This window comes from Flavobacterium panici (assembly GCF_903819335.1).
Taxonomy (GTDB): domain Bacteria; phylum Bacteroidota; class Bacteroidia; order Flavobacteriales; family Flavobacteriaceae; genus Flavobacterium; species Flavobacterium panici.
Map to the genome: position 1 here is coordinate 135,095 of NZ_CAIJDE010000064.1, position 23,110 is coordinate 158,204.

23 protein-coding genes are annotated in these 23,110 nt (G+C 33.5%); 12 read left to right on the forward strand and 11 right to left on the reverse strand.

What is annotated here, in order from left to right:
• Positions 1–3: 3 nt before the first annotated feature.
• The 6 genes from FLAPXU55_RS22940 to FLAPXU55_RS22965 all read right to left on the reverse strand — a co-directional run bounded on the left by FLAPXU55_RS22940 (position 4) and on the right by FLAPXU55_RS22965 (position 5,379).
• Positions 4–399 (reverse strand): hypothetical protein, encoded by a 396-nt coding sequence (locus tag FLAPXU55_RS22940; RefSeq protein WP_180861634.1) that lies wholly within the window; start codon positions 397–399, stop codon positions 4–6.
• Positions 400–404: 5 nt separating this feature from the next.
• Positions 405–1,877 (reverse strand): IMP dehydrogenase, encoded by a 1,473-nt coding sequence (guaB, locus tag FLAPXU55_RS22945; protein ID WP_053471025.1) that lies wholly within the window; start codon positions 1,875–1,877, stop codon positions 405–407.
• A 203-nt stretch (positions 1,878–2,080) separates the two neighbouring features.
• Positions 2,081–3,475: a DUF5723 family protein gene (locus FLAPXU55_RS22950; RefSeq protein WP_180861636.1), complete on the reverse strand. Its 1,395-nt coding sequence runs from the start codon at positions 3,473–3,475 to the stop codon at positions 2,081–2,083.
• Entirely contained in the window at positions 3,472–4,023 is a 552-nt protein-coding gene (locus FLAPXU55_RS22955) for a hypothetical protein (protein ID WP_180861638.1), read from the reverse strand. Before FLAPXU55_RS22955 ends, FLAPXU55_RS22950 begins: the two co-directional genes overlap by 4 nt.
• A 142-nt stretch (positions 4,024–4,165) precedes the next feature.
• Positions 4,166–4,498 carry a hypothetical protein gene (locus FLAPXU55_RS22960; RefSeq protein ID WP_180861640.1) on the reverse strand — a complete coding sequence of 111 codons (333 nt, stop codon included), beginning with the start codon at positions 4,496–4,498 and terminating at the stop codon, positions 4,166–4,168.
• 14 nt (positions 4,499–4,512) lie between these two features.
• Positions 4,513–5,379: a hydroxymethylglutaryl-CoA lyase gene (locus FLAPXU55_RS22965; protein WP_180861642.1), complete on the reverse strand. Its 867-nt coding sequence runs from the start codon at positions 5,377–5,379 to the stop codon at positions 4,513–4,515.
• A 291-nt stretch (positions 5,380–5,670) separates the two neighbouring features.
• On the opposite strand from FLAPXU55_RS22965, the gene FLAPXU55_RS22970 reads away from it, so the two are divergent.
• Together FLAPXU55_RS22970 and FLAPXU55_RS22975 are read left to right on the forward strand one after the other, a co-directional pair.
• Positions 5,671–6,285: a SatD family protein gene (locus FLAPXU55_RS22970; RefSeq protein WP_180861644.1), complete on the forward strand. Its 615-nt coding sequence runs from the start codon at positions 5,671–5,673 to the stop codon at positions 6,283–6,285.
• The gene (locus FLAPXU55_RS22975; protein ID WP_180861646.1) at positions 6,282–6,998 is read left to right on the forward strand and encodes a DUF3307 domain-containing protein; all 717 of its coding nucleotides are present in this window, start codon (positions 6,282–6,284) and stop codon (positions 6,996–6,998) included. Before FLAPXU55_RS22970 ends, FLAPXU55_RS22975 begins: the two co-directional genes overlap by 4 nt.
• Here FLAPXU55_RS22975 and FLAPXU55_RS22980 read toward each other — a convergent pair.
• Entirely contained in the window at positions 6,984–8,018 is a 1,035-nt protein-coding gene (locus FLAPXU55_RS22980; RefSeq protein WP_180861648.1) for a quinone-dependent dihydroorotate dehydrogenase, read from the reverse strand. The two genes, FLAPXU55_RS22975 and FLAPXU55_RS22980, sit on opposite strands and share 15 nt — an antisense overlap.
• 304 nt (positions 8,019–8,322) lie before the next feature.
• Between FLAPXU55_RS22980 and FLAPXU55_RS22985 the strand changes: the two genes are divergently transcribed.
• The 5 genes from FLAPXU55_RS22985 (at position 8,323) to FLAPXU55_RS23005 (ending at position 14,030) form a co-directional block, all read left to right on the forward strand.
• Positions 8,323–9,543: an OprO/OprP family phosphate-selective porin gene (locus tag FLAPXU55_RS22985; RefSeq protein ID WP_180861650.1), complete on the forward strand. Its 1,221-nt coding sequence runs from the start codon at positions 8,323–8,325 to the stop codon at positions 9,541–9,543.
• 67 nt (positions 9,544–9,610) lie between these two features.
• Entirely contained in the window at positions 9,611–10,570 is a 960-nt protein-coding gene (locus FLAPXU55_RS22990; protein WP_180861652.1) for a DUF6515 family protein, read from the forward strand.
• Positions 10,571–10,680: 110 nt separating this feature from the next.
• Positions 10,681–11,823 carry a formylglycine-generating enzyme family protein gene (locus tag FLAPXU55_RS22995; protein ID WP_180861654.1) on the forward strand — a complete coding sequence of 381 codons (1,143 nt, stop codon included), beginning with the start codon at positions 10,681–10,683 and terminating at the stop codon, positions 11,821–11,823.
• 340 nt (positions 11,824–12,163) lie between these two features.
• Entirely contained in the window at positions 12,164–13,441 is a 1,278-nt protein-coding gene (gene pepT, locus FLAPXU55_RS23000; protein WP_180861656.1) for a peptidase T, read from the forward strand.
• 1 nt (position 13,442) lies between these two features.
• Entirely contained in the window at positions 13,443–14,030 is a 588-nt protein-coding gene (locus FLAPXU55_RS23005) for a YdeI/OmpD-associated family protein (protein WP_180861658.1), read from the forward strand.
• 460 nt (positions 14,031–14,490) lie between these two features.
• Here the strand turns inward: FLAPXU55_RS23005 and yajC are convergent, their stop codons facing one another.
• The 3 genes from yajC to FLAPXU55_RS23020 form a co-directional block, all read right to left on the reverse strand.
• Positions 14,491–14,766, reverse strand: coding sequence for a preprotein translocase subunit YajC (gene yajC, locus FLAPXU55_RS23010; RefSeq protein ID WP_053471036.1), 276 nt, complete (start codon positions 14,764–14,766; stop codon positions 14,491–14,493).
• A 191-nt stretch (positions 14,767–14,957) separates the two neighbouring features.
• Positions 14,958–15,869, reverse strand: coding sequence for a transcription antitermination factor NusB (nusB, locus tag FLAPXU55_RS23015; protein WP_053471037.1), 912 nt, complete (start codon positions 15,867–15,869; stop codon positions 14,958–14,960).
• 272 nt (positions 15,870–16,141) lie between these two features.
• Positions 16,142–17,251 carry a Glu/Leu/Phe/Val family dehydrogenase gene (locus FLAPXU55_RS23020; RefSeq protein ID WP_180861660.1) on the reverse strand — a complete coding sequence of 370 codons (1,110 nt, stop codon included), beginning with the start codon at positions 17,249–17,251 and terminating at the stop codon, positions 16,142–16,144.
• A 204-nt stretch (positions 17,252–17,455) separates the two neighbouring features.
• On the opposite strand from FLAPXU55_RS23020, the gene FLAPXU55_RS23025 reads away from it, so the two are divergent.
• The 4 genes from FLAPXU55_RS23025 to FLAPXU55_RS23040 all read left to right on the forward strand — a co-directional run bounded on the left by FLAPXU55_RS23025 (position 17,456) and on the right by FLAPXU55_RS23040 (position 21,222).
• Entirely contained in the window at positions 17,456–19,234 is a 1,779-nt protein-coding gene (locus tag FLAPXU55_RS23025) for an ABC transporter ATP-binding protein (protein ID WP_180861662.1), read from the forward strand.
• Between the two features lie 69 nt (positions 19,235–19,303).
• The gene (locus FLAPXU55_RS23030) at positions 19,304–19,672 is read left to right on the forward strand and encodes a PUR family DNA/RNA-binding protein (RefSeq protein ID WP_053471040.1); all 369 of its coding nucleotides are present in this window, start codon (positions 19,304–19,306) and stop codon (positions 19,670–19,672) included.
• Between the two features lie 146 nt (positions 19,673–19,818).
• Positions 19,819–20,649 carry an alpha/beta hydrolase gene (locus FLAPXU55_RS23035; RefSeq protein ID WP_180861664.1) on the forward strand — a complete coding sequence of 277 codons (831 nt, stop codon included), beginning with the start codon at positions 19,819–19,821 and terminating at the stop codon, positions 20,647–20,649.
• A gap of 18 nt (positions 20,650–20,667) precedes the next feature.
• Complete coding sequence (locus FLAPXU55_RS23040) at positions 20,668–21,222, forward strand: RBBP9/YdeN family alpha/beta hydrolase (protein WP_180861666.1); 555 nt, start codon at positions 20,668–20,670, stop codon at positions 21,220–21,222.
• Positions 21,223–21,666: 444 nt separating this feature from the next.
• Here FLAPXU55_RS23040 and FLAPXU55_RS23045 read toward each other — a convergent pair whose 3' ends face one another.
• Positions 21,667–22,002, reverse strand: a complete 336-nt coding sequence (locus FLAPXU55_RS23045; RefSeq protein WP_180861668.1) for a tRNA-binding protein — start codon at positions 22,000–22,002, stop codon at positions 21,667–21,669.
• Positions 22,003–22,131: 129 nt separating this feature from the next.
• Between FLAPXU55_RS23045 and FLAPXU55_RS23050 the strand changes: the two genes are divergently transcribed.
• A complete protein-coding gene (locus tag FLAPXU55_RS23050; RefSeq protein WP_180861670.1) occupies positions 22,132–23,025 on the forward strand; it encodes an alpha/beta fold hydrolase in 894 nt (297 codons plus the stop codon).
• Positions 23,026–23,110: the final 85 nt, after the last annotated feature.

The following is a 23,110-nucleotide window of genomic DNA, read 5'->3' on the forward strand; positions in this document are numbered from 1 at the left end:
ACCCTAACTAATTAAAAGAATTTCAATATTCTCTAATGGAATTGGATTTCTTTTCGCTACTCCTAAAATATCCAACAAATTAAATATACTAAATGGATTAGCTCCTATCATTGAATGATAAACTGTCAAATCTTCATAATTATGAACGGAAATTTTGAATTTTGACTTATTTGTAATCTGAAAAGTAAAGAACTTTACAGCCCTTTTACCATTTTTATAATCTCTGATTTTAAAGCTTTTTTCTCTTAAAAGAATTGAATCATTTGTCTTTAAATCAAGAATTTCAACAAAAAAATCTGGATTTGCCCTAACATCAAAACCTCCTACTACAAAAATTTCATAAAATCCATAATACAAATCAACTTCAAGAACATCTTTTAATTTGAACTGTAGATTCATATTGATTATCTAGAATAATTTGGAGCTTCTTTTGTAATAGTTACGTTATGAGGGTGACTTTCAGTGATTCCGCTTGACGTGATTCTAACAAAACGTCCAGATTCTTGTAAAGTTGGAATATCTTTTGAACCACAATATCCCATTCCGGCACGAAGACCTCCAATAAACTGAAGCATACTTTCGTTTAATTCACCTTTATAAGGAACACGACCAACAATTCCTTCCGGAACTAATTTTTTAACGTCGTCTTCAACATCCTGGAAATAACGATCTTTTGAACCAGTTTGCATTGCTTCAACAGACCCCATTCCTCGGTATGATTTGAATTTTCTTCCTTCGAAGATAATAGTTTCACCCGGAGATTCTTTTGTTCCTGCTAATAATGAACCTAACATTACACAGTCAGCACCTGCAGCGATTGCTTTAGGAATATCTCCTGTATAACGAATTCCACCATCAGCAATTACCGGAACTCCAGTTCCTTTAATAGCCGCAGCAACTTCTAAAACTGCTGAGAACTGAGGGAAACCAACACCTGCAACGATACGTGTCGTACAGATAGAACCAGGACCGATTCCTACTTTTACACCATCAGCACCATTTTCTACTAAATATTTAGCAGCTTCCGGCGTTGCAATGTTTCCAACTACTACATCTATTTGAGGGAATTTTGATTTAACTTCTTTCAATACATTTACAACACCTTCAGTATGTCCGTGTGCTGTATCGATAATAATAGCGTCTACACCGGCAGCAACTAAAGCCTCAGCTCTTAGAACCGCATCTCCGGTAACGCCAATTGCAGCAGCAACTCTCAAACGACCAAAAGTATCTTTGTTAGCGATTGGTTTTTGAGTCAGTTTTGTAATATCTCTAAACGTAATTAAACCCACTAATTCGTTTTTAGCATTTACAACTGGTAATTTTTCGATTTTATGGCCTTGTAAAACTACTTCTGCTTGTTCTAGTGAAGTTCCTTCGGCAACAGTAACTAAGTTTGTACTTGTCATTACCTCAGCAATTGGTCTTGCTCCGTTTTTTTCGAAACGTAAATCACGGTTTGTAACAATTCCTTTAAGGATTCTGTTTTCGTCAACGATTGGAATACCGCCAATTCCGAATTCTCTCATGGCGTTTTTAGCGTCTGCAATAGTTGAATTCATTGGTAATGTTACCGGATCGATAATCATTCCTGCTTCAGCGCGCTTTACTTTTCTAACCTTCGCAGCTTGCTGCTCGATTGTCATGTTTTTATGTAAAACTCCAATTCCGCCTTCTTGTGCCATAGCGATTGCCATTGCACTTTCGGTCACTGTATCCATAGCAGCAGATACGATTGGAACGTTTAATGTTATGTTTCTTGAAAATTTTGATTTGATACTCACTTCGCGGGGAAGCACATTCGAGTAGTTAGGTACTAATAATACATCGTCGTAAGTTAAACCTTCGCCGATAATCTTGGAGTTGTGTGCTATCATGGTGCAATTTCTAGTTGAATTGCGTGCAAATATAGTGAATAAATTGCTAACTTAAATACTAACTTATTCATAAATTTATATTTACAGGAAACATCTTACGATTTAAATTCCAAATTTTTAAATTCCAAATTCCAATTAAAAACAGCGAAATAAAGGTTTCACATTCTAAGAAATTGGAATTTGGAATTTAAATAATTGGAATTTTATTTTTTATCTTGAAAAATGAAGTTGAAACCAAATTGAAACGCAAGACTATGGGCTTTTGTAACATCTTTATACTCTAAAACATTATCGAATAAAGCATAAATATTAAATTTTCCGAGAGTTCCAGAAAGTCCCAAACCAATATTTTTATTCGAATACGGATCGACTGTATAAGTAACTTTCGCATCAAGTTTTTCAAAAATACTGCGTTGATAAAAAGCCGTCAAAGCAGCATAAGGTGTTTCGGGCATTGTCATTAAAAACAATTGTGCGCCGACTGCGTTTAAATATCTTCTTTCGCTTTCGACTTTACAATTACACTCTCCATCGTATCTTGATTCGCCAAATGAATATTGAATAGAAGAATTAAATTTTACAGGTCGCCAGGTCGTATATTTAGCATAAGATGTATCCCGCGGAATGGCGGCATCAAACTCATCAAAAATATTTTCCGGTTCATTTACAGCATCAAAATTTGGATTCACTCCGTCGTATCTGTAAGTTCCTTTATACCTTAAAGTCTCAATATCTTTAGTATGTTTTATAAAACCAACATCAAGAATACTGGCCGTAAGCTGCAGATTTTCCTTAATATTATAAGTAACACCGGCATCAAATCCCAAACCTAAACTTCCGTTGAGGAAAGTATTGTGTGCAATATCACTGGGAATACTTCCTTCATATTCATCTTTTGTAAATTTTCCTATGCCTGAAGTTTTAAGTTCTAAATTTGATTCGATTATTTGAGTATACAAATTTGTTCCCGTGCCTTGTCCGGTATAAATATATCCTGAGTTTTTGGTTGATGTTGCGTTGGCGCCGCTTGAATAAATTTTAAATCGTCCGCCTAAAACCAGTTTTTTATTTATTTTTTTATGAAATCCGACATGAAAAACAGAAAGCACTTCGGCACGTAAATTTAAATCGGCTAAATTGAATGATTTTCCAATATGATTTTGATTTCCGTCTACGCCTAAAATGGCGAGATCTTTTGGAAAATACATTAAAAAATCAAATTCCTGATAAGCACCAAATGAAATATACGATTGACTGTCCTCGCCTCCTACTCTAAATCCGCCCGAAAATATTTCTAGCTGCTGGTTTACCTGCGTCTTGTCATTTGGGGATGATTTATTGATAATATTTCGGACTTTATCATTAAAATCTACTCCATTATCTGCAAATAAATCATACGCAGAAAAACTGCTCGAACCAATATTTGCCGAAACTCCGGACAGAAGCGGCACGCCAAAATAGTATTTATAGGAAACATCGGCACCGGGATTTACAAGTAATGACTGCGGAATCGAAGTAAAATTGTACAACACTTGTTTATTTTGAGAATAACAAAAGAGCTGCAGCAGAGGCATCAAAATTAAAAGTGCTTGTCTCATTTTATTTTCATATAAACGGTTGCACCTGATTTGAATTTTAAATTACCTGTAATATCTCCCGATCCAGATCCTGTTACGGTTGTTACTATAAAACCAATTTTCATGGTCTTTTTTAATAAATTTAACCGTTCTCCTTCAAAAACTTCTGTTGGATATTTTATGATATTAGAGCCACCTGTGTAAGTTGGAACAGCTAAATCAATAGTTTCTAATACCTGATTATTGACATCTATAAACTGTAATTCAATTTCAAAAGCTCTGTTTATCGTATTTTCGATTTCGAAATTAAGTTCGGCTTTTGCTAAATTATCTGTTAAAAATTTCTTTTTAAAAATATCAAAATCTTCAACATCAGGCGGTATTTGCTGTCCCTGTCCATTATCTTCAATTTGGTCAGCAGAGACATCAAAGTAAGCGAGATTTGCTACAAAAACAGGTTCAAGTACAAAATCATCGATTTGGTCAAAGTCTAAATCACTTGAACAAGAGAGCAATAAAACTGCAGAAAAGAGTGTTATAGAGATTCTATATAAAAGATTTCGTTTCATTTTTTAATTTAATTAAAGATAAATAAAAACGCCTTTTCTTGTCAGATATTACTTATTTTACATTATTTTTTTAATGAAATTTTCCAAATAATTTAGATGCTTCATTATAAGCACTTTCAAAACTTAGAGAATTAAGTGCAGATTATAATTTAATATTATTCTTTATTACTATACTTGAATTTAATACGACTTCCAGATTACCAATTTTTAATAAATCTTCAATTGTTTTTTCAATACAACTTCTAGTTAATTCCTTTACAAATAAATCTGGTGGAATTACATACAAACCTTCGAGATTATTTCCGTTCGTTTTATCATATTCTACAGTTGTTTTTAGAAATTCATAAGTCCAAACATTAATTCCATATTTCCTGCCATCAGCTAACTCAACATTTATATTGCAAAAATCATTATTGATCTGCCAATTATCTGGATTTACTTCTTCAAACTCTAACCAAAGTTTAAAATCACTCATAATTTCATCATTTTTTAATGAAATTTTCCAAATAATTTAGATGCTTCATTATAAGCACTTTCAAAACTTAGAGAATTAAGTCCGGTTATTTTTTTATTGGCAGTAAAATACGAAATCAATTTTTCTGTCGGCATGTTTCCAGTCAATTTATCAGTCGCCATTGGGCAGCCTCCAAATCCCTGAATTGCACCATCAAAACGTATGCATCCGGCTTTTGATGCTGCATCGATTTTTTCAAACCAGCTGTCTGGCGTAGTATGCAGGTGCGCTCCAAATTCGATTTCAGGATATTTGGGAATTAAATTTGAAAACAAATATGTAATAACATCCGGCGTAGAACTTCCAACTGTATCTGAAAGCGATAAAATTTTAACGCCCATTCCAGCAAGTTTTTCCGTCCATTCGGCCACAATTTCAACATTCCACGGATCTCCGTATGGATTTCCAAATCCCATTGAAAGATAGGTTACAACTTCTTTATTTTTTTTATCGGCGATTTCCAGAATTTCTTCCAGAGTAATTAAAGATTCGGCGATTGTTTTATGCGTATTACGCATCTGAAAATTTTCAGATATCGAGAAAGGAAATCCTAAATATTGAATGGCTTCATGTTCTGCAGCCTGAGCTGCGCCTTGTGTATTGGCAATTATCGAAAGTAATTTACTGGTTGTCTGCGATAAATCCAGATTTGCTAAAACCTCAGCAGTATCCTGCATTTGCGGAATTGCTTTTGGAGAAACAAAACTTCCAAAATCGATGGTATCAAACCCCACACGAAGCAACGCTTGTATATAAGTTACTTTATTTTTTGTTGGAATAAAGGTTTTGATACCCTGCATGGCATCTCGTGGACATTCGATAATCTTAATCTCTTTATTCAAAGCTTATTCTTTTGTAAAAGCTAAGTTAGGTTCTTTTTTAAAGAAATAAAAATTAACTGTTTGCGAATTATTTATTTTAACCTTATCAGGCTTTTTTTTAAAACCATATAAGTTATATAAGTTCATTTAAATTATAGTGCTGGATAGTTTCTTTCAAGTTAAATATAAGTGCCATCTGTTTTTATTACATAAAAACGTAATATTTTAAAATATTACCAAAAAATGTAATAATTAAATTTATTACTTATATTTGTAATAGAATTTTTATTTATTTTGTAATTATATTTGATTATGACTAGTGTAATTACAGGCGACATAATTGGTTCAAGACAACAAGAATCGCAGCATTGGGTCGAAGATTTAAAAAAAATCCTGGCTCCGCTTGGTAAAACGCCCGGCGAATGGGAAGTGTATCGTGGTGACGAATTTCAAATTGAGGTTAAAAATCCGGAAGACGCTTTATTGACCGCTATTTTAATAAAAGCACATTTACGAACCATAAAATCAGATGCGCGAATGAGTATTGGTTTTGGAAATAAAACGCATAATGCTGCTAAAATTTCTGAAAGTAACGGAACGGCTTATATCAATTCGGGAGAACTTTTTGAGACTTTAAAAAAGCAAAAAGTAACTTTAGCATTGCGAACAAGCGATGTTGATTTTGATGAAAAACTGAATTTAATGATTCAGCTAGCTTTGACTTTTATGGATAACTGGCTGGTACAATCGGCAGAATTTGTTGCAAAAGCAATAGAAAACCCAAGCTTTTCGCAGGAAGAATTGGGACAAAAATTAGGCATTAATCAAGCTGCTGTAAGCAGAAGACAAAAGCGTGCTCAGTTTGATTTGGTTATGAATTTAGATCGTTATTTTAGAACACAAATAAAACAACTTACAGCCCCATGATTTTATTTATAAAACTGTTTCTGGCACATTTATTAGGCGATTTTATCTGGCAGCCCAATTCCTGGGTTATTGATAAAGAGAGTAAAAAACACAAAAGTATTTACTTATATATTCATGTTTTATTACATGGAGTTTTAGCCGCGATTTTGGCTTGGGAAATTAGTTTTATTCCGTATGCTGTTTTAATTGCGGTTACGCACGGTATTATCGATTTAATCAAACTCAATTTCCAGAAAGATAAAACAAAACGTATCTGGTTTATTGCAGATCAAATTGCACATATTTTGGTTTTAATAGGCGTGGTACTTTTATATCAAAACAAAGGCATTATTTATTTTTGGCAGGATAATGCATTCTGGATTTTAATTACAGGAATTTTACTGTTGACCAAACCGACTTCTATTTTAATCAAAACCATTATTTCAATCTGGGCGCCCGAAAACGAAAACAGCCATCAGGATAACTCGCTGATAGCTGCCGGAAATTATATTGGTATTTTAGAACGCTTATTTGTGTTCGGATTTATCTTAACCGGACATTTTGAAGCAATTGGATTTTTACTGGCTGCAAAATCTATTTTTAGGTTTGGAGATTTAAAAGAAGCCAAAGACCGAAAACTAACTGAATATGTTTTAATTGGTACATTAATCAGTTTCGGAATTGCAATTCTTGCCGGAATACTGGTTCAGGCGCTTCTTTTACAACTGCCCTAAAACTTTTTTGTTGATTGCTTTTATTAACGCTGGTCCTTCATAAATAAAACCAGTGTACAATTGCACTAAACTTGCTCCTGCATTTAGTTTTTCGATGGCATCATCGGCAGAGTGAATTCCTCCTACTCCAATAATTGGGAATGCTTTATTGCTTTTTTCCGAAAGAAAACGAATTACCTCTGTAGAACGTTTTGTTAATGGTTTTCCAGATAAACCTCCCATTTCAGATTGGTTTTGAGATTGAAGTCCGTCTCTTGAAATAGTCGTATTTGTTGCAATTACACCCGCAATCTGTGTAGTTTTCACAATATCAATAATATCTAATAATTGCTCATCTGTAAGGTCTGGAGCAATTTTCAATAAAATTGGTTTTACTTTTTGAGTACTTGTTTTTTGCTTTTCGACATTTCTGTTTTGCAGCGTTTGCAATAAAGCCGTTAAAGGTTCTTTGTCCTGTAACGCTCTTAAATTTGGCGTATTTGGAGAGCTTACGTTTACTACAAAATAATCTACATGATCAAAAAGTGCATCAAAACAAATGATATAATCGTCAACCGCATTTTCGTTTGGTGTCACTTTATTTTTTCCGATGTTTCCGCCAATTAAAACACCTTGATTCTTTTTCAAACGTCCAACAGCTTCCAGAACTCCGCCATTATTAAACCCCATTCGGTTAATAATCGCCTGATCTTCTTTTAAACGAAACAAACGTTTTTTAGGATTTCCTTCCTGACCCACCGGAGTTACAGTTCCAATTTCGATAAAACCAAAACCAAAATCAGAAAGTTCTTTGTACAACTTCGCATCTTTATCAAATCCCGCCGCAAGTCCAACCGGATTTTTGAATTTAATTCCGAAAACTTCTCTTTCTAATCGAGCGTCTTTTACTTCATAAATTGATCTTATAATTGCCGAAACTCCAGGGATTTTTGAAATGAATTTTACAAATGAAAAAGTAAAGTAATGCACTTCTTCCGGATCAAACCAAAAAAGTATTGGGCGAATTATCAATTTATACATAAGAGTTGTGTTGTTGTTATTTTGGCTGCAAATTTAAATATTATAGTTTAAAAAGGTACTGTTTTATAAAAAACAAATTAATAAGAGGTTGCAAGTTATAAAATGAAACAAGTTCAAGAGTTTCAACAACTGTCTATGGATTATTTATTACCTAATTTTGAAATAGTTAAACAAAATATTTACTTAAGTTAACTATTGTCACCCTGAGCGAAGTCGAAGGGACACAAAGGGCTTCGACTTCGCTCAGCCTGACAAAACAGGATGTAATAAAGTGATATACAAATTATACCTATCAGCTTCGCCTATGCATCACACAAACAAAACAATTCGCATTTTAAAAATTTACTTTTTACTATTATTCTTATTTCTTGCCTTTAAATCAAAAGCGCAACAAGAAAAAGACACTACAAAACTGCTTAACTTTAGGTACGGCGATAAAGGAATTGAACTTCGTACGAATGACAATAAATTTCTTTTTCAACTGCAAAGCCGGCTTCAGTTTCGGTTTTCTACACCAAATGATACAGATCCTTTGACTTATGATGATTACAGTCAGGATAAAAAAACTACTTTCAAAATTAACCGTGCCAGATTAAAAGTGGGCGGTCATGCTTTTGAGCCTTGGTTAAATTATTATTGGGAATACGAACTCAGCCAGTCTAATTTATTAGATTTTAGAATTATGGTGGAGAAATGGAAATGGTTAAGCTTTAAAGCCGGACAATGGAAGGTTGAATTTACAAGAGAGCGTTTCATAAGCAGCGGTGAGCAGCAAACCGTTGATCGTTCTTTAATTAACCGCCCTTTTACTGTAGACAGACAAATGGGAGTTGAAGTTTACGGACATTTAAAAGGAAAAGGCATTGCCGATTTTAATTATTGGGCCGCAGCACTTACCGGAACTGGCCGCGGAAATACTTCTAACGATGATAATAATTTGATGTATTTCGGGCGGGCACAATGGAATTTTTTAGGACGATTTCTTGATTTTGAAGGAAGTGATCTGGAATTTCATGAAAAATTAACTCCAATTATTGCTTTTTCAGCTTTAACAAACCGAAGTCCTTACACCCGATTTTCACAATCTGGCGGAGGATATTTAGAAGGATATGAAGATGGTGCGCCGGGACAATACAGGGTAAATCAGTGGAATTTTGAAACCGCATTTATGTATCGGGGTTTTTCCTGGCAAAGCGAAATGCATACTAAAAAAATTATCAACAAAATAAACAATGACGACGAAACCACATTAAAAGGCTACTATGTTCAGGCCGGATATTTTTTTCATAATGCTTTTGAATGGTGGCCCAAACATTTAGAAATGGCCGGACGCCATTCGGCATACAGACCTGACAATACTATTAGACAAAACCGACAAGATGAAACTACTATTGCTTTTAACTGGTTTTTTAAAGGACATAAAAACAAATTGACATCAGAAGTGACTTATTTCAGTTTTCAGGACAAAACACTTCCACTTGAAGCAGGATGGAGATTTAGAATACAATGGGATATTTCATTGTAAAATTCTTACTTCTTTTTTAAATATAAATTTATTTTTTAATAACTTTATCTGACTTAAAATACTGAAAATGAAAAATATAAACAAAACAATAAGAAAAGCAGTAACAATATGTTTAGCCGGATCGTTTTTTTTGATTTCTATTGACAGCATAGCGCAACGTCGTGTGGGCGGTGGCGGTGGCGGCGTTCACAGACCTAGTGGAGGAACTCAAAGACCTGCTGTAAACAGACCAGCCAATCAGTCACGACCTACAGTAAACAGGCCTGCAACAACAAGACCTGGCTCTAATGGTTCAGGAACCAAAGTTACCAGACCTGCTAATACTTCAAACACAAATATTAACAGAAATAATTCTGTCAACAGAAATTCTGGTAATCGAAATTCTGGCAACATAAACAATTCAGGTAATAGAAATACGAATATAAGCGGCAATACCCGAAACGTTGACAGAAGCAGGGACATTACCATAAATAATAACAGAAATACTGTTGTTAGACGAAATACTGTTGTGTATGCCCGTCCTCCATATGTTTATGGCGGTTACAGATATCATGCTTATAACCCGTATTACTTTCATCCATACAGACCATTTTATTATGGTCCGGTTTGGCACCCGTGGGGATTTTTTGTTGCCACTTTAGCCGTAACAGCAATAGTTGTAAGTGTCGAAAGCACGCAGTATCATTACGATCAGGGAGTTTGGTACGCGCCTTCCAATGGAGGTTATACTGCGGTTCCTGCGCCAGTTGGAGGAACAGTAAACAATATTCCGAGTGGAGCGCAGACTGTTAATACAGGAACGGTCAACAATTATTATTACGGAGGAACTTATTATGAAAAGGACGGCAATACCTATAAAGTTGTGCCGCCAACAGCAGGAACGGTTGTTGACAATTTACCCGAAGGCGGTAAAGAAGTTACCATTGGCGATGTAAAATATGTGAAGTTTGGCGAAACCTACTATCAACCTGTAAAAGTTGATGGAAAAGACAAATACGAAGTGGTTTTGGTGGAAGAAGATAAATAACAAAACACAATTATTTTATTAATTCTATCAAACTAATATAACTTTAAAAGTTATTTTCATACTTTTGATTCAACTTATTGACAACCAATACAGCTCAAAAAACCATTACAATGAAAAATAAAACTTTTTGGATTTTCGCTATACTAACAATCTCCATAATTTCAATTACTTACGGTGTAACAAAATTAATTACGCCTAAACCAAAAGTAACCGAAGCGGCTTTAGATTGTCATGAAATTCCAAATACATCAGAACCATCGGCATTTAAACCTACAATTGAAAATAAAAATAAACCAGCAGGAAAAGCTCCTGAAGGAATGGTTTGGATTCCCGGCGGCGAATTCTCCATGGGAAGTAATGTTGCAGATGAAAGTTTATGCAGTTTATCTGGCGTAACAAAAGATGCTGCTCCTATTCATCGCGTGTATGTTGACGGTTATTATATGGATAAAACCGAAGTAACAAACGAAGAATATGAAAAGTTTGTAAAAGCTACGGGATACATTACCGTTGCAGAACAAAAACCAACTAAAGAAGAATTTCCAACCGCTGCCGAAGAAGATTTAATTACAGGTTCTGTAATATTTACACCTACTCCATCAGCCGTAAATTTGAATAATTTTCTACAATGGTGGTCTTACGTTGGCGGAACGGACTGGAAACATCCACTTGGACCTCAAAGTTCTATAAAAGGAAAAGAAAAATACCCTGTTGTTCATATTACTTATGAAGATGCTGCAGCTTATGCAAAATGGGCAGGAAAAAGACTTCCAACAGAAGCTGAATGGGAATTTGCAGCCAGAGGCGGAAAAACGGGAGAAATTTACGCTTGGGGAAACACACTGAAACCAAACGGAAAATTTCAGGCTAATATCTATCAGGGACATTTCCCGATTAAAGATGGTGATACAGGAGAAGATGGTTTTAAAGGCATTGCTCCTGTCGCACAATTTGCACCAAATGCTTACGGATTGTATGATGTTGCAGGAAATGTATGGGAATGGACAAACGATTGGTACAGCGTTGATTATTATAAAACATTAGGCGAAAGCGGAAAAACTGCCAAAAATCCGCAAGGGCCAGATGCTTACAATGATCCAAACGATCCAACACAAATAAAAAGAGTGCACCGCGGCGGTTCTTTTTTATGTACAGATCAATATTGTACAAGATATATGGTGGGAACCAGAGGAAAAGGCGAAATTAGATCTGCTGCCAATCATCTTGGTTTTAGATGTGTAAAAAGTATTTAAACGAAAAACATTTATTTCAAAAAATATATTCAACTTAATAAATCAGGTGTCCTTACAGGACACAATCAAAATCTTAATATTCTTGCTACCAACCAAATATTCCTAACGGAATAATTTTTTTAAACTGAAAAGGCTCATTCCGTTAGGAATGTCTGATTGGTAGAAATTCAATTTGTTGAAAGATATACGTTCCGTAGGAACGTTTGACTATTAGAACAGATAATTCAATAAAAACAGGAGGCTGTCTACAAAAACGGTCTCTTTTTTTATTATTTTCGATACTAAAACCGCAAATTTACCTGCTAAAAAAAATGTCTATATTTGCTAAAAATAAAAAGAAATGCAACATATCATAGATCGTTTTATCAGTTATGTAACAATTGATACAGAATCAGATCCGAATTCTAAAACAACCCCAAGTACAGAAAAACAATGGAATCTTGCCAATAAATTAGTCGAAGAACTAAAAACAATTGGTTTAACAGATGTTACCATAGATGACAAAGCGTACATTATGGCAACCCTGCCAAGTAATGTTGATCATGAAGTCCCGACAATTGGATTTGTTTCTCATTTTGATACTTCACCAGATTTTAGCGGTGCAAATGTAAAACCGCAGATTGTAGAGAATTACGACGGAAAAGATATTGTTTTGAATGCTGAAAAAAACATCATTCTTTCTCCAAATTACTTTAAAGATTTATTACAATATAAAGGACAAACGATCATTACAACCGACGGAACTACTTTGTTAGGTGCAGATGATAAAGCCGGAATTACGGAGATTGTTTCGGCAATGGAATACTTAATTCAGCATCCGGAAATTAAACACGGAAAAATCAGAATTGGTTTTACTCCCGACGAAGAAATTGGACGCGGTGCGCATCATTTTGATGTGGAAAAATTTGGCGCTCAATGGGCTTACACCATGGACGGAAGCCAGATTGGTGAATTAGAATATGAAAATTTTAATGCTGCCGGAGCTAAAATTACTTTTAAAGGAAAAAGCGTTCACCCAGGTTATGCAAAAGGAAAAATGATCAACTCGATGTTGATTGCTAATGAATTTATTAATGAACTTCCAAAAGGTGAAACGCCTCAGGAAACAAAAGGTTACGAAGGTTTTTTTCACGTTCATCATTTAACGGGAAGTATTGAAGAAACCGTTTTAGAATTAATTATCCGCGATCATAATAAAAGCAAATTTGAAAAACGTAAAGATTTAATTGGAAAAATTGCCAAAAAAATCAATAAGAAGTTTGCGAAACAATTTGGTGAAGATATTGTAACTACTGAAATTAGAGATCAGTATTATAATATGAAAGAAAAGGTACTTCCGGTAAAACATATTATTGATATTGCCGAAAAAGCAATGCGTGAACTAAACATCAAACCAATCATAAAACCTATTCGCGGCGGTACTGACGGATCTCAATTATCCTATATGGGATTACCTTGTCCGAATATTTTTGCCGGCGGACATAACTTCCACGGAAAATACGAATATGTTCCTGCAGAAAGTATTCAAAAAGCGACTGATGTTATTGTAAAAATTGCTGAACTTACAGCAATTCCGGGAATTTTTGATTCAAAAGAAAAACCTAAAAGAACAAGATAATTTGGAACCAGCTTCTGAAAATAAAGGCATGTGGAAATATAGCGGTCAATGGGAAGAAGAATTACTTCTCCTTAAAGCTATTATTGACAAAACCGAACTAAAAGAAACCACAAAATGGGGTGGTCCGGTTTATGTTTATGAGAAAAAAAATGTCATTGGTTTAGGAGGTTTTAAAGATTATTTTGCGATTTGGTTTTTTAATGGTGTTTTCCTGAAAGATGAGAAAAAGAAACTTATTAATGCACAGGAAGAAGTTACAAAATCATTGCGTCAATGGCGTTTTGCTTCAAAAGAGGAAATAAACGAAAAAGAAATTTTAGAATATATCTTAGAAGCGATTGAAAATGAAAAGCAAGGCAAGATCATTAAACCTTCAAAAAAAGAAGTTATAGTTTCTGAACTTCTTAATGCAGAAATGGTTAAAAATCCGGCTTTGGCAACAGCTTTTGAAAAATTCAGTCCTTATAAGCAATATGAGTTTTTAGAATATATTGAAACTGCTAAACAGGAAAAAACAAAACTTTCGAGAATTGAAAAAGTGATTCCGATGATTTTGGCGAATGTTGGGTTGAATGATAAATATAGGTAGTTAAATTCCAAATTTTTAAAATTCCAAATTCCATCCCGATAGCTATCGGGACTGAGCGAAGTCGAAGAGCTTTCAAACCTATACGAGACCTTTGTCAAAGTTTAAAACTTTGATAAAGGTTTTTTCTTTGCACAAAGTATTGTCATTTCGATCGAAGGGAGAAATCGCACAAGAAACCCTACAAAGTAAGTTGTCAATCTTTGTCGATCAACTTGTGCGATTTCTCCCTTCGGTCGAAATGACAAGATTGTGTTATCTCTTTTTATTTGAAATATGTAACATAATGCTTATCCGCATTTATGTCATTGCGAGGAACGAAGCAACCACACTAACATGAATATGAGTGATAAGCATCGTGAGATTGCTTCGTTCCTCGCAATGACCACACGTTTAGTATAAACAAAAAAAATCCCAAACTCCATTGGAATTTGGGATTTAAAATATTGTAATTTAAAAAAGCTTAAGCTTTTTTATTCAAAGCAGCGCTTAATTCTAAAGAAATAGCAGAACGCTCTAATTTTAATTTTCCTGACATAGTTTCGATTACTACAGTAGTTTCTGCTAATTCAGCAATTTTACCGTGGAAACCACTTTTAGTAACTATTTTATCACCTACTTTTAGGCTGCTTTCAAATTCTTTTTCGTTTTTTGCTCTTTTTTGCTGTGGTCTGATCATGAAGAAATAGATTACCACAAACATTAATAGAAATGGCGCAAATTGAGTTAATTGTCCCATAATTTAAATTCTGTTTTTTGATTTATTATTAATATTTTTTTCTCTTTGACTTCGCTCAGAGTGACATTATTATTTTTTTTAAAATTCAACTTTATTAAATTCTAATCCGTCTTTGAATGCTCTTCGACTTCGCTCAGAGTGACACAAAGGTAATTGGAATTTGGAATTTTAAAATTGATTATTCTAAAATTTTACATTAACCCTCTGCCTACTTTTACCATCTTTTTATTAGCGGTAAGTTCTTTTACAAGATTATCTAAAATTCCGTTGATAAAAATACTACTTTTTGGTGTAGAATACTCTTTTGCAATTTCTAAATATTCGTTAAGAGTTACTTTTACAGGAATTGAAGGAAATTTCAAGAATTCGCAAATTGCCATTTTCAAAATAATCGTATCAATTTCTGCAATCCTTTCACTGTCCCAGTTTGGTGTTTTATCGTCATATTCTTTTGCTAAAACAGCTTCGTTTAAAACTGTTCTTCTAAATAAATCTTTAGCAAAATCTTTATCCTCAACATCTTTATATAATTTAGGAACTCTAAAATCGTCTGGATCTTCGGTTTTAATTGCTTTCAATTGTTTAATGATATGTGTGTTTACAACCGGAATATCATCAACCCAAGTCAATTTATCATCCTCTAAATACTCGTATAATTTGTCATTTGGGACAATAACCTCAGCAAATAAATCAGCAATAAATTGTTTGTCTTCTTCAAAAGTATTGACATTATTGCTCATGTATTTTTTATACAAATCGCTTGCTTTAATATCATTTAAAAGCAAAATAATATAATCGTCGTTTAATGACCAGTTGTTGATTTTACGATTTTCTAAAGCAATGCTTAGGGAATTACTTTCGGCAAGAAGCTGAAAGATTTTGTTTTTGATGAACTTTTCGTTCGGATTACGTTCTGCTGCAGTAGCAAGATGTTTTTTGCTTGAAAGATGCAAGAATACAGATTCTTTTTTGCAAATTTCAATCAATGAAGAAAGCATTATAAGATATAAGTCCTGAATATTATCAATACTGTAAAAAAGAAATTTTTCTTCTTTTTCCATATTATCAGAACCGCTTTGGTGCATTGCATAAATGGATTGCATGACTTTAACGCGTATGTGTCTTCTATTTACCACCTTGTAAGAACATTTAAAAATTAGTCTGCAAAAGTATAACTTTTAAGGCATATTTTAAAATTAATTCGTAAAAAAGTCGCAGTTTTCAGTCGCAGTTTTCAGTTTAATTCAAAATTAATCTCAGTATTCAGTCTCAGTCTCAATATTCCGATAAAACTGGAAAATGCAACTGGATACTAAAAAAAATCCCAGTCTTCAGAGCAAACTGAAAACTGGGACTGAGACTGTAAACTAAAAAATTACTTCTTAGCAGCGTTTTCAATTTTTCTCGCATCGATACGATTTTGAGCAATTGTAAGTGCAGCTTTGTGAGTTGTCATACCGTTTTTCACAGCATAATCGATAATTTCTAAAGTAGTATTGTAGATATTTTCGGTTTTAGCCATGATTTCAGCTTTACCATAATGCTCTAATTCAGCATAAACATTGATGATTCCACCAGCGTTGATCAAGAAATCAGGAGCATATAAAATTCCTCTTTCCTGTAATCTTGCACCGTGAACATTTTCATCCGCTAATTGGTTATTTGCTGCTCCAGCAATAACTTTAGCTTTAATTTTGTTTACTGTATCATCATTAATTGTTGCTCCCATTGCACAAGGCGCATAGATATCAACATCTGCTGTATATAAATCTTCACCAGTATAAATTGTAGCATTGTATTTTGAAGCAACCTGATATAATTTTTCTTCGTTAATATCAGTAATTGTTACCTGTGCTCCTTCTTTAGTTAAATACTCAACCAGAGTTTCACCTACGTGTCCAATTCCCTGAACCAAAACTTTTTTACCATCTAAAACATCAGAACCAAACTGACTTTTAGCAGCCGCTTTCATTCCTAAATAAACTCCGTAAGCTGTTATAGGAGAAGGATTTCCAGATCCGCCTCTTTCTTCAGAGATTCCAGTAACATAAGGTGTTACGTCTCTTACAGTGTCCATGTCTTTAGTTTCCATTCCAACATCTTCAGCTGTAATATATCTTCCGCTTAAAGAGTGAACAAACTCACCAAACTTACGCATCAATTCAGGAGTTTTCTGCGTTTTAGCATCACCAATAATTACTGCTTTTCCACCACCAATATTTAAACCGGTAATTGCAGATTTATAAGTCATACCTCTTGAAAGACGCAAAACATCGTTTAATGCTTCCCATTCCGTATTGTAATTCCACATTCTAGTACCTCCTAAAGCTGGCCCCATAACTGAATTATGAATACCAATAATTGCTTTTAAACCTGTATCTTTGTCATTGCAAAATACAATTTGTTCGTGATCGTCAAAAGATAATTGACCAAAAACAGGATCCATTTTTTGAAGTTCCTTTCCAGTTGCGAAAGTTGCATCCATAGCGTTACTATTTAGTTGTTTAAAATTATGAATTTGTCAAAAAGACAACTCAAACATAAGCAAAAAATATACATGTGCTAATTTTTTATCTTTAAAATAACAATTATACAAAATATTTATTTTGATTAGATTACATTTTATTATACTTTTAATTAAGAATAATTCATAAAATTAAATCAAGTCAATATTGAATCTCTTAAAAAAATGAAAGAATTAAGCTATTTAAACAAATATTTCATTAAATATAAATTCAGTTTTTCCTTCGGAATTTTAATCACCATAATCGCACAAATATTCTTTTTATTTACTCCAAAGCTGGTTAGCCACTCTTTTGACATTATCGAAAAGTTTTTAAAACTATCAGATGCCGATAAAAAATCCTCTATGCTTGTAGACTTTTATCAGCAGGAATTAATTCATAACGTGCTCTTAATCACCGGAAGTGCAATTGTTGGAGGATTCTTAACTTTTTTAATGCGTCAGACTTTAATTGTAATGTCGCGCCATATTGAGTTTGATTTAAAAAATGAGGTTTTTAGACAATATGAAAACCTTTCTCAAAATTTCTACAAACAAAATCGTACGGGAGATTTGATGAACAGAATCAGCGAAGACGTTTCTAAAGTTCGTATGTATGTTGGCCCGGCGGTAATGTATACGATAAATACGTTTATTCGTTTTGCTATCGTATTATTATATATGTACAATGTTTCGCCTTTACTGACTTTATATACCATTCTACCGCTGCCAATTTTATCATATTGCATTTTCAAACTAAGTTCAGAAATCAATAAACGAAGCACTACTTTTCAGCAGTATTTATCTAAAGTTTCAAGTTTTACACAGGAAATATTTTCAGGAATCAGAGTTATAAAAGCTTATTCTTTAGAAAATCAGCATCAAAATAACATGGTAAATCTTTCAGATGAAAGTAAACGCAAGAGTTTAGATTTAGCCAAAGTTCAGTCACTGTTTGGGCCTTTGATGATTGCCCTTATCGGAATTAGTAATTTGGTTGTAATTTATTTTGGAGGCGTAATGTACATCAACGGAACGATTCCGAATATTGGTACAATTGCCGAGTTTATTTTGTACGTAAACATGTTAACCTGGCCTGTTGCTTCTCTTGGATGGGTTTCGTCTATGGTGCAAGAAGCAGAGGCTTCTCAAAAACGTTTAAATGAGTTTTTGAAAATTGAACCGGAAATTAAAAACAACAATCAAAATTCATCAGACATACAAGGTTCAATTGCTTTTGAAAATGTAAGTTATACTTATGAAGATACTAATATTGAAGCTTTAAAAAATGTAAGTTTCACGGTAAAAAAAGGAGAAACACTGGCGATTTTAGGAAAAACAGGTTCTGGAAAATCTACTATTTTATCTCTAATTTCCCGACTTTATGATGTTACTGATGGAAGAATTACAATTGATCAAAACGAAATCAGTTCTTTAAATTTAAACGATTTAAGAAACAGCATCGGAATTGTTCCTCAGGATGCTTTCTTGTTTTCGGATACTATTAAAAACAACATCAAATTCGGAAACCAAAATGCTACTGATGAAGAAGTTATTAACGCCGCAAAAAATGCTGTCGTTCATGATAATATCATTGCATTTAACAAACAATATGACACTATTTTAGGAGAAAGAGGAATTACGCTTTCGGGCGGACAAAAACAGCGTGTATCGATCGCGAGGGCGATTATAAAAAATCCGGCGATTTTACTTTTTGATGATTGTTTGTCTGCCGTTGATACCGAAACTGAGGAAACAATCCTACATAATTTGTTTGAATTTTGTAAGGATAAAACTACCATAATTGTCAGTCACCGAGTGTCTTCTGCCAAAAATGCTGATAAAATCATTATTTTAGAAGATGGCGAAATCATTCAACAAGGCTCTCATAATCAATTAATAAATCAGAAAGGTTACTACGCATCGTTATATTTAAAACAACTTTCGGAAAAAGAATTACTTTAATTGTTGCGTAATAGATAAATTTTTATGATTTTTGAGTACTATTAATTACCAAAAATGATAGAACGTATTATGAGAGAAAATGACATGTTAGAAAAAGAAGAGATTTTTTCTAAAGTATTACGAGCAGGAAGAAGAACTTATTTCTTTGATGTGAGAGCTACTAAAGCTGACGATTATTATATTACGATTACCGAAAGCAAAAAGTTTACAGAAGAAGATGGTTCTTTTCACTTTAAAAAACACAAAATTTATTTATACAAAGAAGATTTTAGTGCTTTTGCCGAAATACTAGAAGAAATGACTTCATACGTTTTGAACCACAAAGGTGAAGAAGTAATCTCTGAAAGACATCAAAAAGATTTTAAAAAAGAATACGGCTCTGATAAAGCTGAAACACCAAGATCTAGCTTTACTGATATTGATTTTGACGATATTTAATCTTATATAACTTTTCTAAAAGTTCAAGTCCAATATGTGTAGCATTTTTGGACTTTTTTTATATATTTAAATTCTATAATTTTAGTCGAGATGAATTATTTTAGATTTCAGACTTTAGATTTTAGATTTATTCAAACTCTTATAAAATGAAAAAATTAATTCTATTACTTAGTTTCATTTTGATTACATTTTCAGCGTCTGCTCAAAAAACAGAATATGAAAAAAAATCAAACATTCAATATTATTCTTCAGAAATAAATAAATCCGACAGTTACATTAACGAAAGATGTGTTCTGGATATTTATTATCCAAAAAACACAAAAGGCTTTGCTACAATTGTCTGGTTTCATGGCGGAGGTTTAACGGGCGGAAATAAAGAAATTCCTGAAGCTTTAAAAAATAAAGGTTTTGCCATTATTGGTGTAAATTACAGATTGTCTCCAAAAGCAAAAACGGTAAAAGCGATTGAAGATGCGGCGGCGGCTGTTGCCTGGGCATTTAATAATATCAGCAACTATGGTGGTGATTCTTCTCTAATATTTCTTTCTGGTCATTCTGCCGGAGGATATTTAGATATGATGGTTGGTCTAAATAAAAAATGGCTGCAAAAAGAAGGAATTGATGCCAACCGAATTGCAGGATTGATTCCATTTAGCGGACAATGTATTACGCATTTTGAAGTTAGAAGAGAAAACGGAATCCCGGAAAAACAACCGACAATTGATGCTTTTGCGCCTTTGTATCACGTTCGCGCCGATGCTCCGCCGCTTTTATTAATTACCGGAGATCGTGAACTGGAAATGTTAGGCCGATATGAAGAAAACGCATACATGGCAAGAATGATGAAATTAGTTGGACATACACAGACTAAACTTTACGAATTAGACGGCTACGGCCATGGAATGACTGAACCTGGTTTTCCGTTATTGGTAAACGAAGTCAACCGAATTTTAAAAGAAAAACAAACTAAGAAATAAATATATAATTCCACGGCAATGGAAACACAACTTTTAATTTTACCCGGATTAGGAAATTCCGGAGAAAAACACTGGCAGACCTTTTGGCATGAAAAATTTAAAAATTCAATTCGTTTGGTTCAGGACAATTGGGACGAGCCTGTTCGCGAAGATTGGATTGCCCGCTTAAACGAAGCCGTTTCTAAATTAGATAGTCCAACGATTTTAGTAGCACACAGTCTTGCTGTTTCTTTAGTTTTACATTGGGCAGAAAACAATTCGAATAAAAATATAGTTGGTGCTTTATTAGTTGCTCCCGCCGATGTTGATTCACCAGAACATACACCAGATATTATCAGGAATTTTTCTCCAATGCCGCTTTATAAATTGCCTTTTCCATCGATAGTTGTGGCGAGTGAAAATGATCCGTATGCCTTATTTGAAAGAAAACAATATTTTGCAGAAAAATGGGGAAGTGATTTCGTAAACGTTGGTGAACAAGGCCACATTAACTCTGATTCTGATTTAAGATATTGGGAAGAAGGACAGTTGATATTAGAACAATTAATTGCAAAAATAAATACTACAAACTAATGTTTTGTAAGCAAATTTAACCGCAAACCACGCAAAGGTATTACGCAAAGTTCACAAAGTTTTTTTATTAAAAGCTTGCGAAATCTTTGATTTATTAAAGGTCACAAAGCTGGAGTTTAAAGAATAATTCGTGTGAATTAGTGCAATTCGTGGCAAAAAATTAACCACAAAATCAAAAATCCTTTTTAATCTGTGTAATCTGTGGCAAACTAAAAACTGAACTACAACTGAAATTTCACCGCAAAGACAGCAAAGATATTACGCAAAGTTCACAAAGTTTTTTTTATTAAAAGCTTGCGAAATCTTTGATTTATTAAAGGTCACAAAGCTGGAGTTAAAAAATAATTCGTGTAAATTAGTGTAATTCGTGGCAAAAAAAAATCATTTTAATCTGAGAAATCTGTGGAAAACTGAAAACTGCGACTGCGACTGAAAACTAAAAAACTACCCTATTCGAAGCCCATTTGGTATTTTAAAATCAGGAGCTAGTAAAATAACATCTCCCTCCTCGCCTACAGCTCCAAGAACCAGACATTCGCTCATAAATTTTCCTATTTGTTTTTTGGGGAAATTTACAACGGCCACGATTTGTCTGTTTAGTAAATCTTCTTTTTTGTATCGTTTTGTAATTTGTGCAGATGATTTTCTGATACCTATTTCGGCACCAAAATCTATTGTTAATTGAAAAGCAGGTTTTCTGGCTTCGGGAAAATCATTTACTTCGATGATAGTTCCTACACGCATATCTGTTCTTTCGAATTCGTCCCAGGTTAAATCCATTTGAAAATTGTTTTTTACAAACCTATAAATTTTGTAAGTAATACAACTAATTCTATAACCTATTTTTTTTATACTAGGTTTAATTTTACTACACATGCATTAGTAACTAATTAGTAAAAAAATATAAAAATGGAAAATAGTGTAATAAATGCCAATCCAACTCTAAGGGATTTAGATTTTGATATTCATCAATTAAATACAGATAAATTCATTGAAACTGCTAAAAACGTAAAGCTTTATGTAAAGGATTACGGAAAAGGGAAACCAGTTATTTTAATTCACGGATGGCCGCTTTCTAACGAAATGTGGGAATATCAGGTTGAATATTTGGTTAAAAATAATTACCGTGTAATTGCCTATGACCGCCGTGGTTTTGGTAAATCGTCACAACCGTGGGAAGGATATGATTATGATACTTTAACGGATGATTTAAGCGAAATTATAAACCAGCTGGAATTAGAGAATGTAACTTTGGTTGGATTTTCTATGGGTGGCGGTGAAGTGGTTCGTTATTTTAGCAGATATCAGGGAAAAGGTGTTGCAAAAGCCGCTTTGATTTCTTCAATTATTCCTTTTTTACTAAAAACAGAAGATAATCCAGACGGACATCCAAGAGAAAAAAGTGAAACTACCGCAGCAGCAATCAAGGAAGACAGAATTGGATTTGTTGATAATTTCGGAAAGACATTTTTTGGTGTAAATATTATCAATAAACCTTTAAGTACGGCTTTATTAGAATATTACAGAATGCTTTGTTCATTCGCTTCTCCACACGCAACTTTAAAATGTGCCGAATCTTTTTCTTTTACTGATTTTAGAGACGAATTAAGTACAATAACAGTTCCAACTTTAATTATTCACGGAAATGACGATAAAATCGTTCCAATCGATCTAACGTCTAAAAAAGCATCAGAAGCTATTGCAAATAATACATATATCGTTTACGAAGGCGCTCCGCATGGTTTGTTTTATACTGACAGAGATAAATTAAACGAAGATTTACTTGAATTTTTGAATTCATAAATAAGTTTAGCCACAGATTATACAGATTAAAAGGATTTTTTTTTGCAGATTAAAACTGTTTTAAAATTTTATAATCTTTTTAATC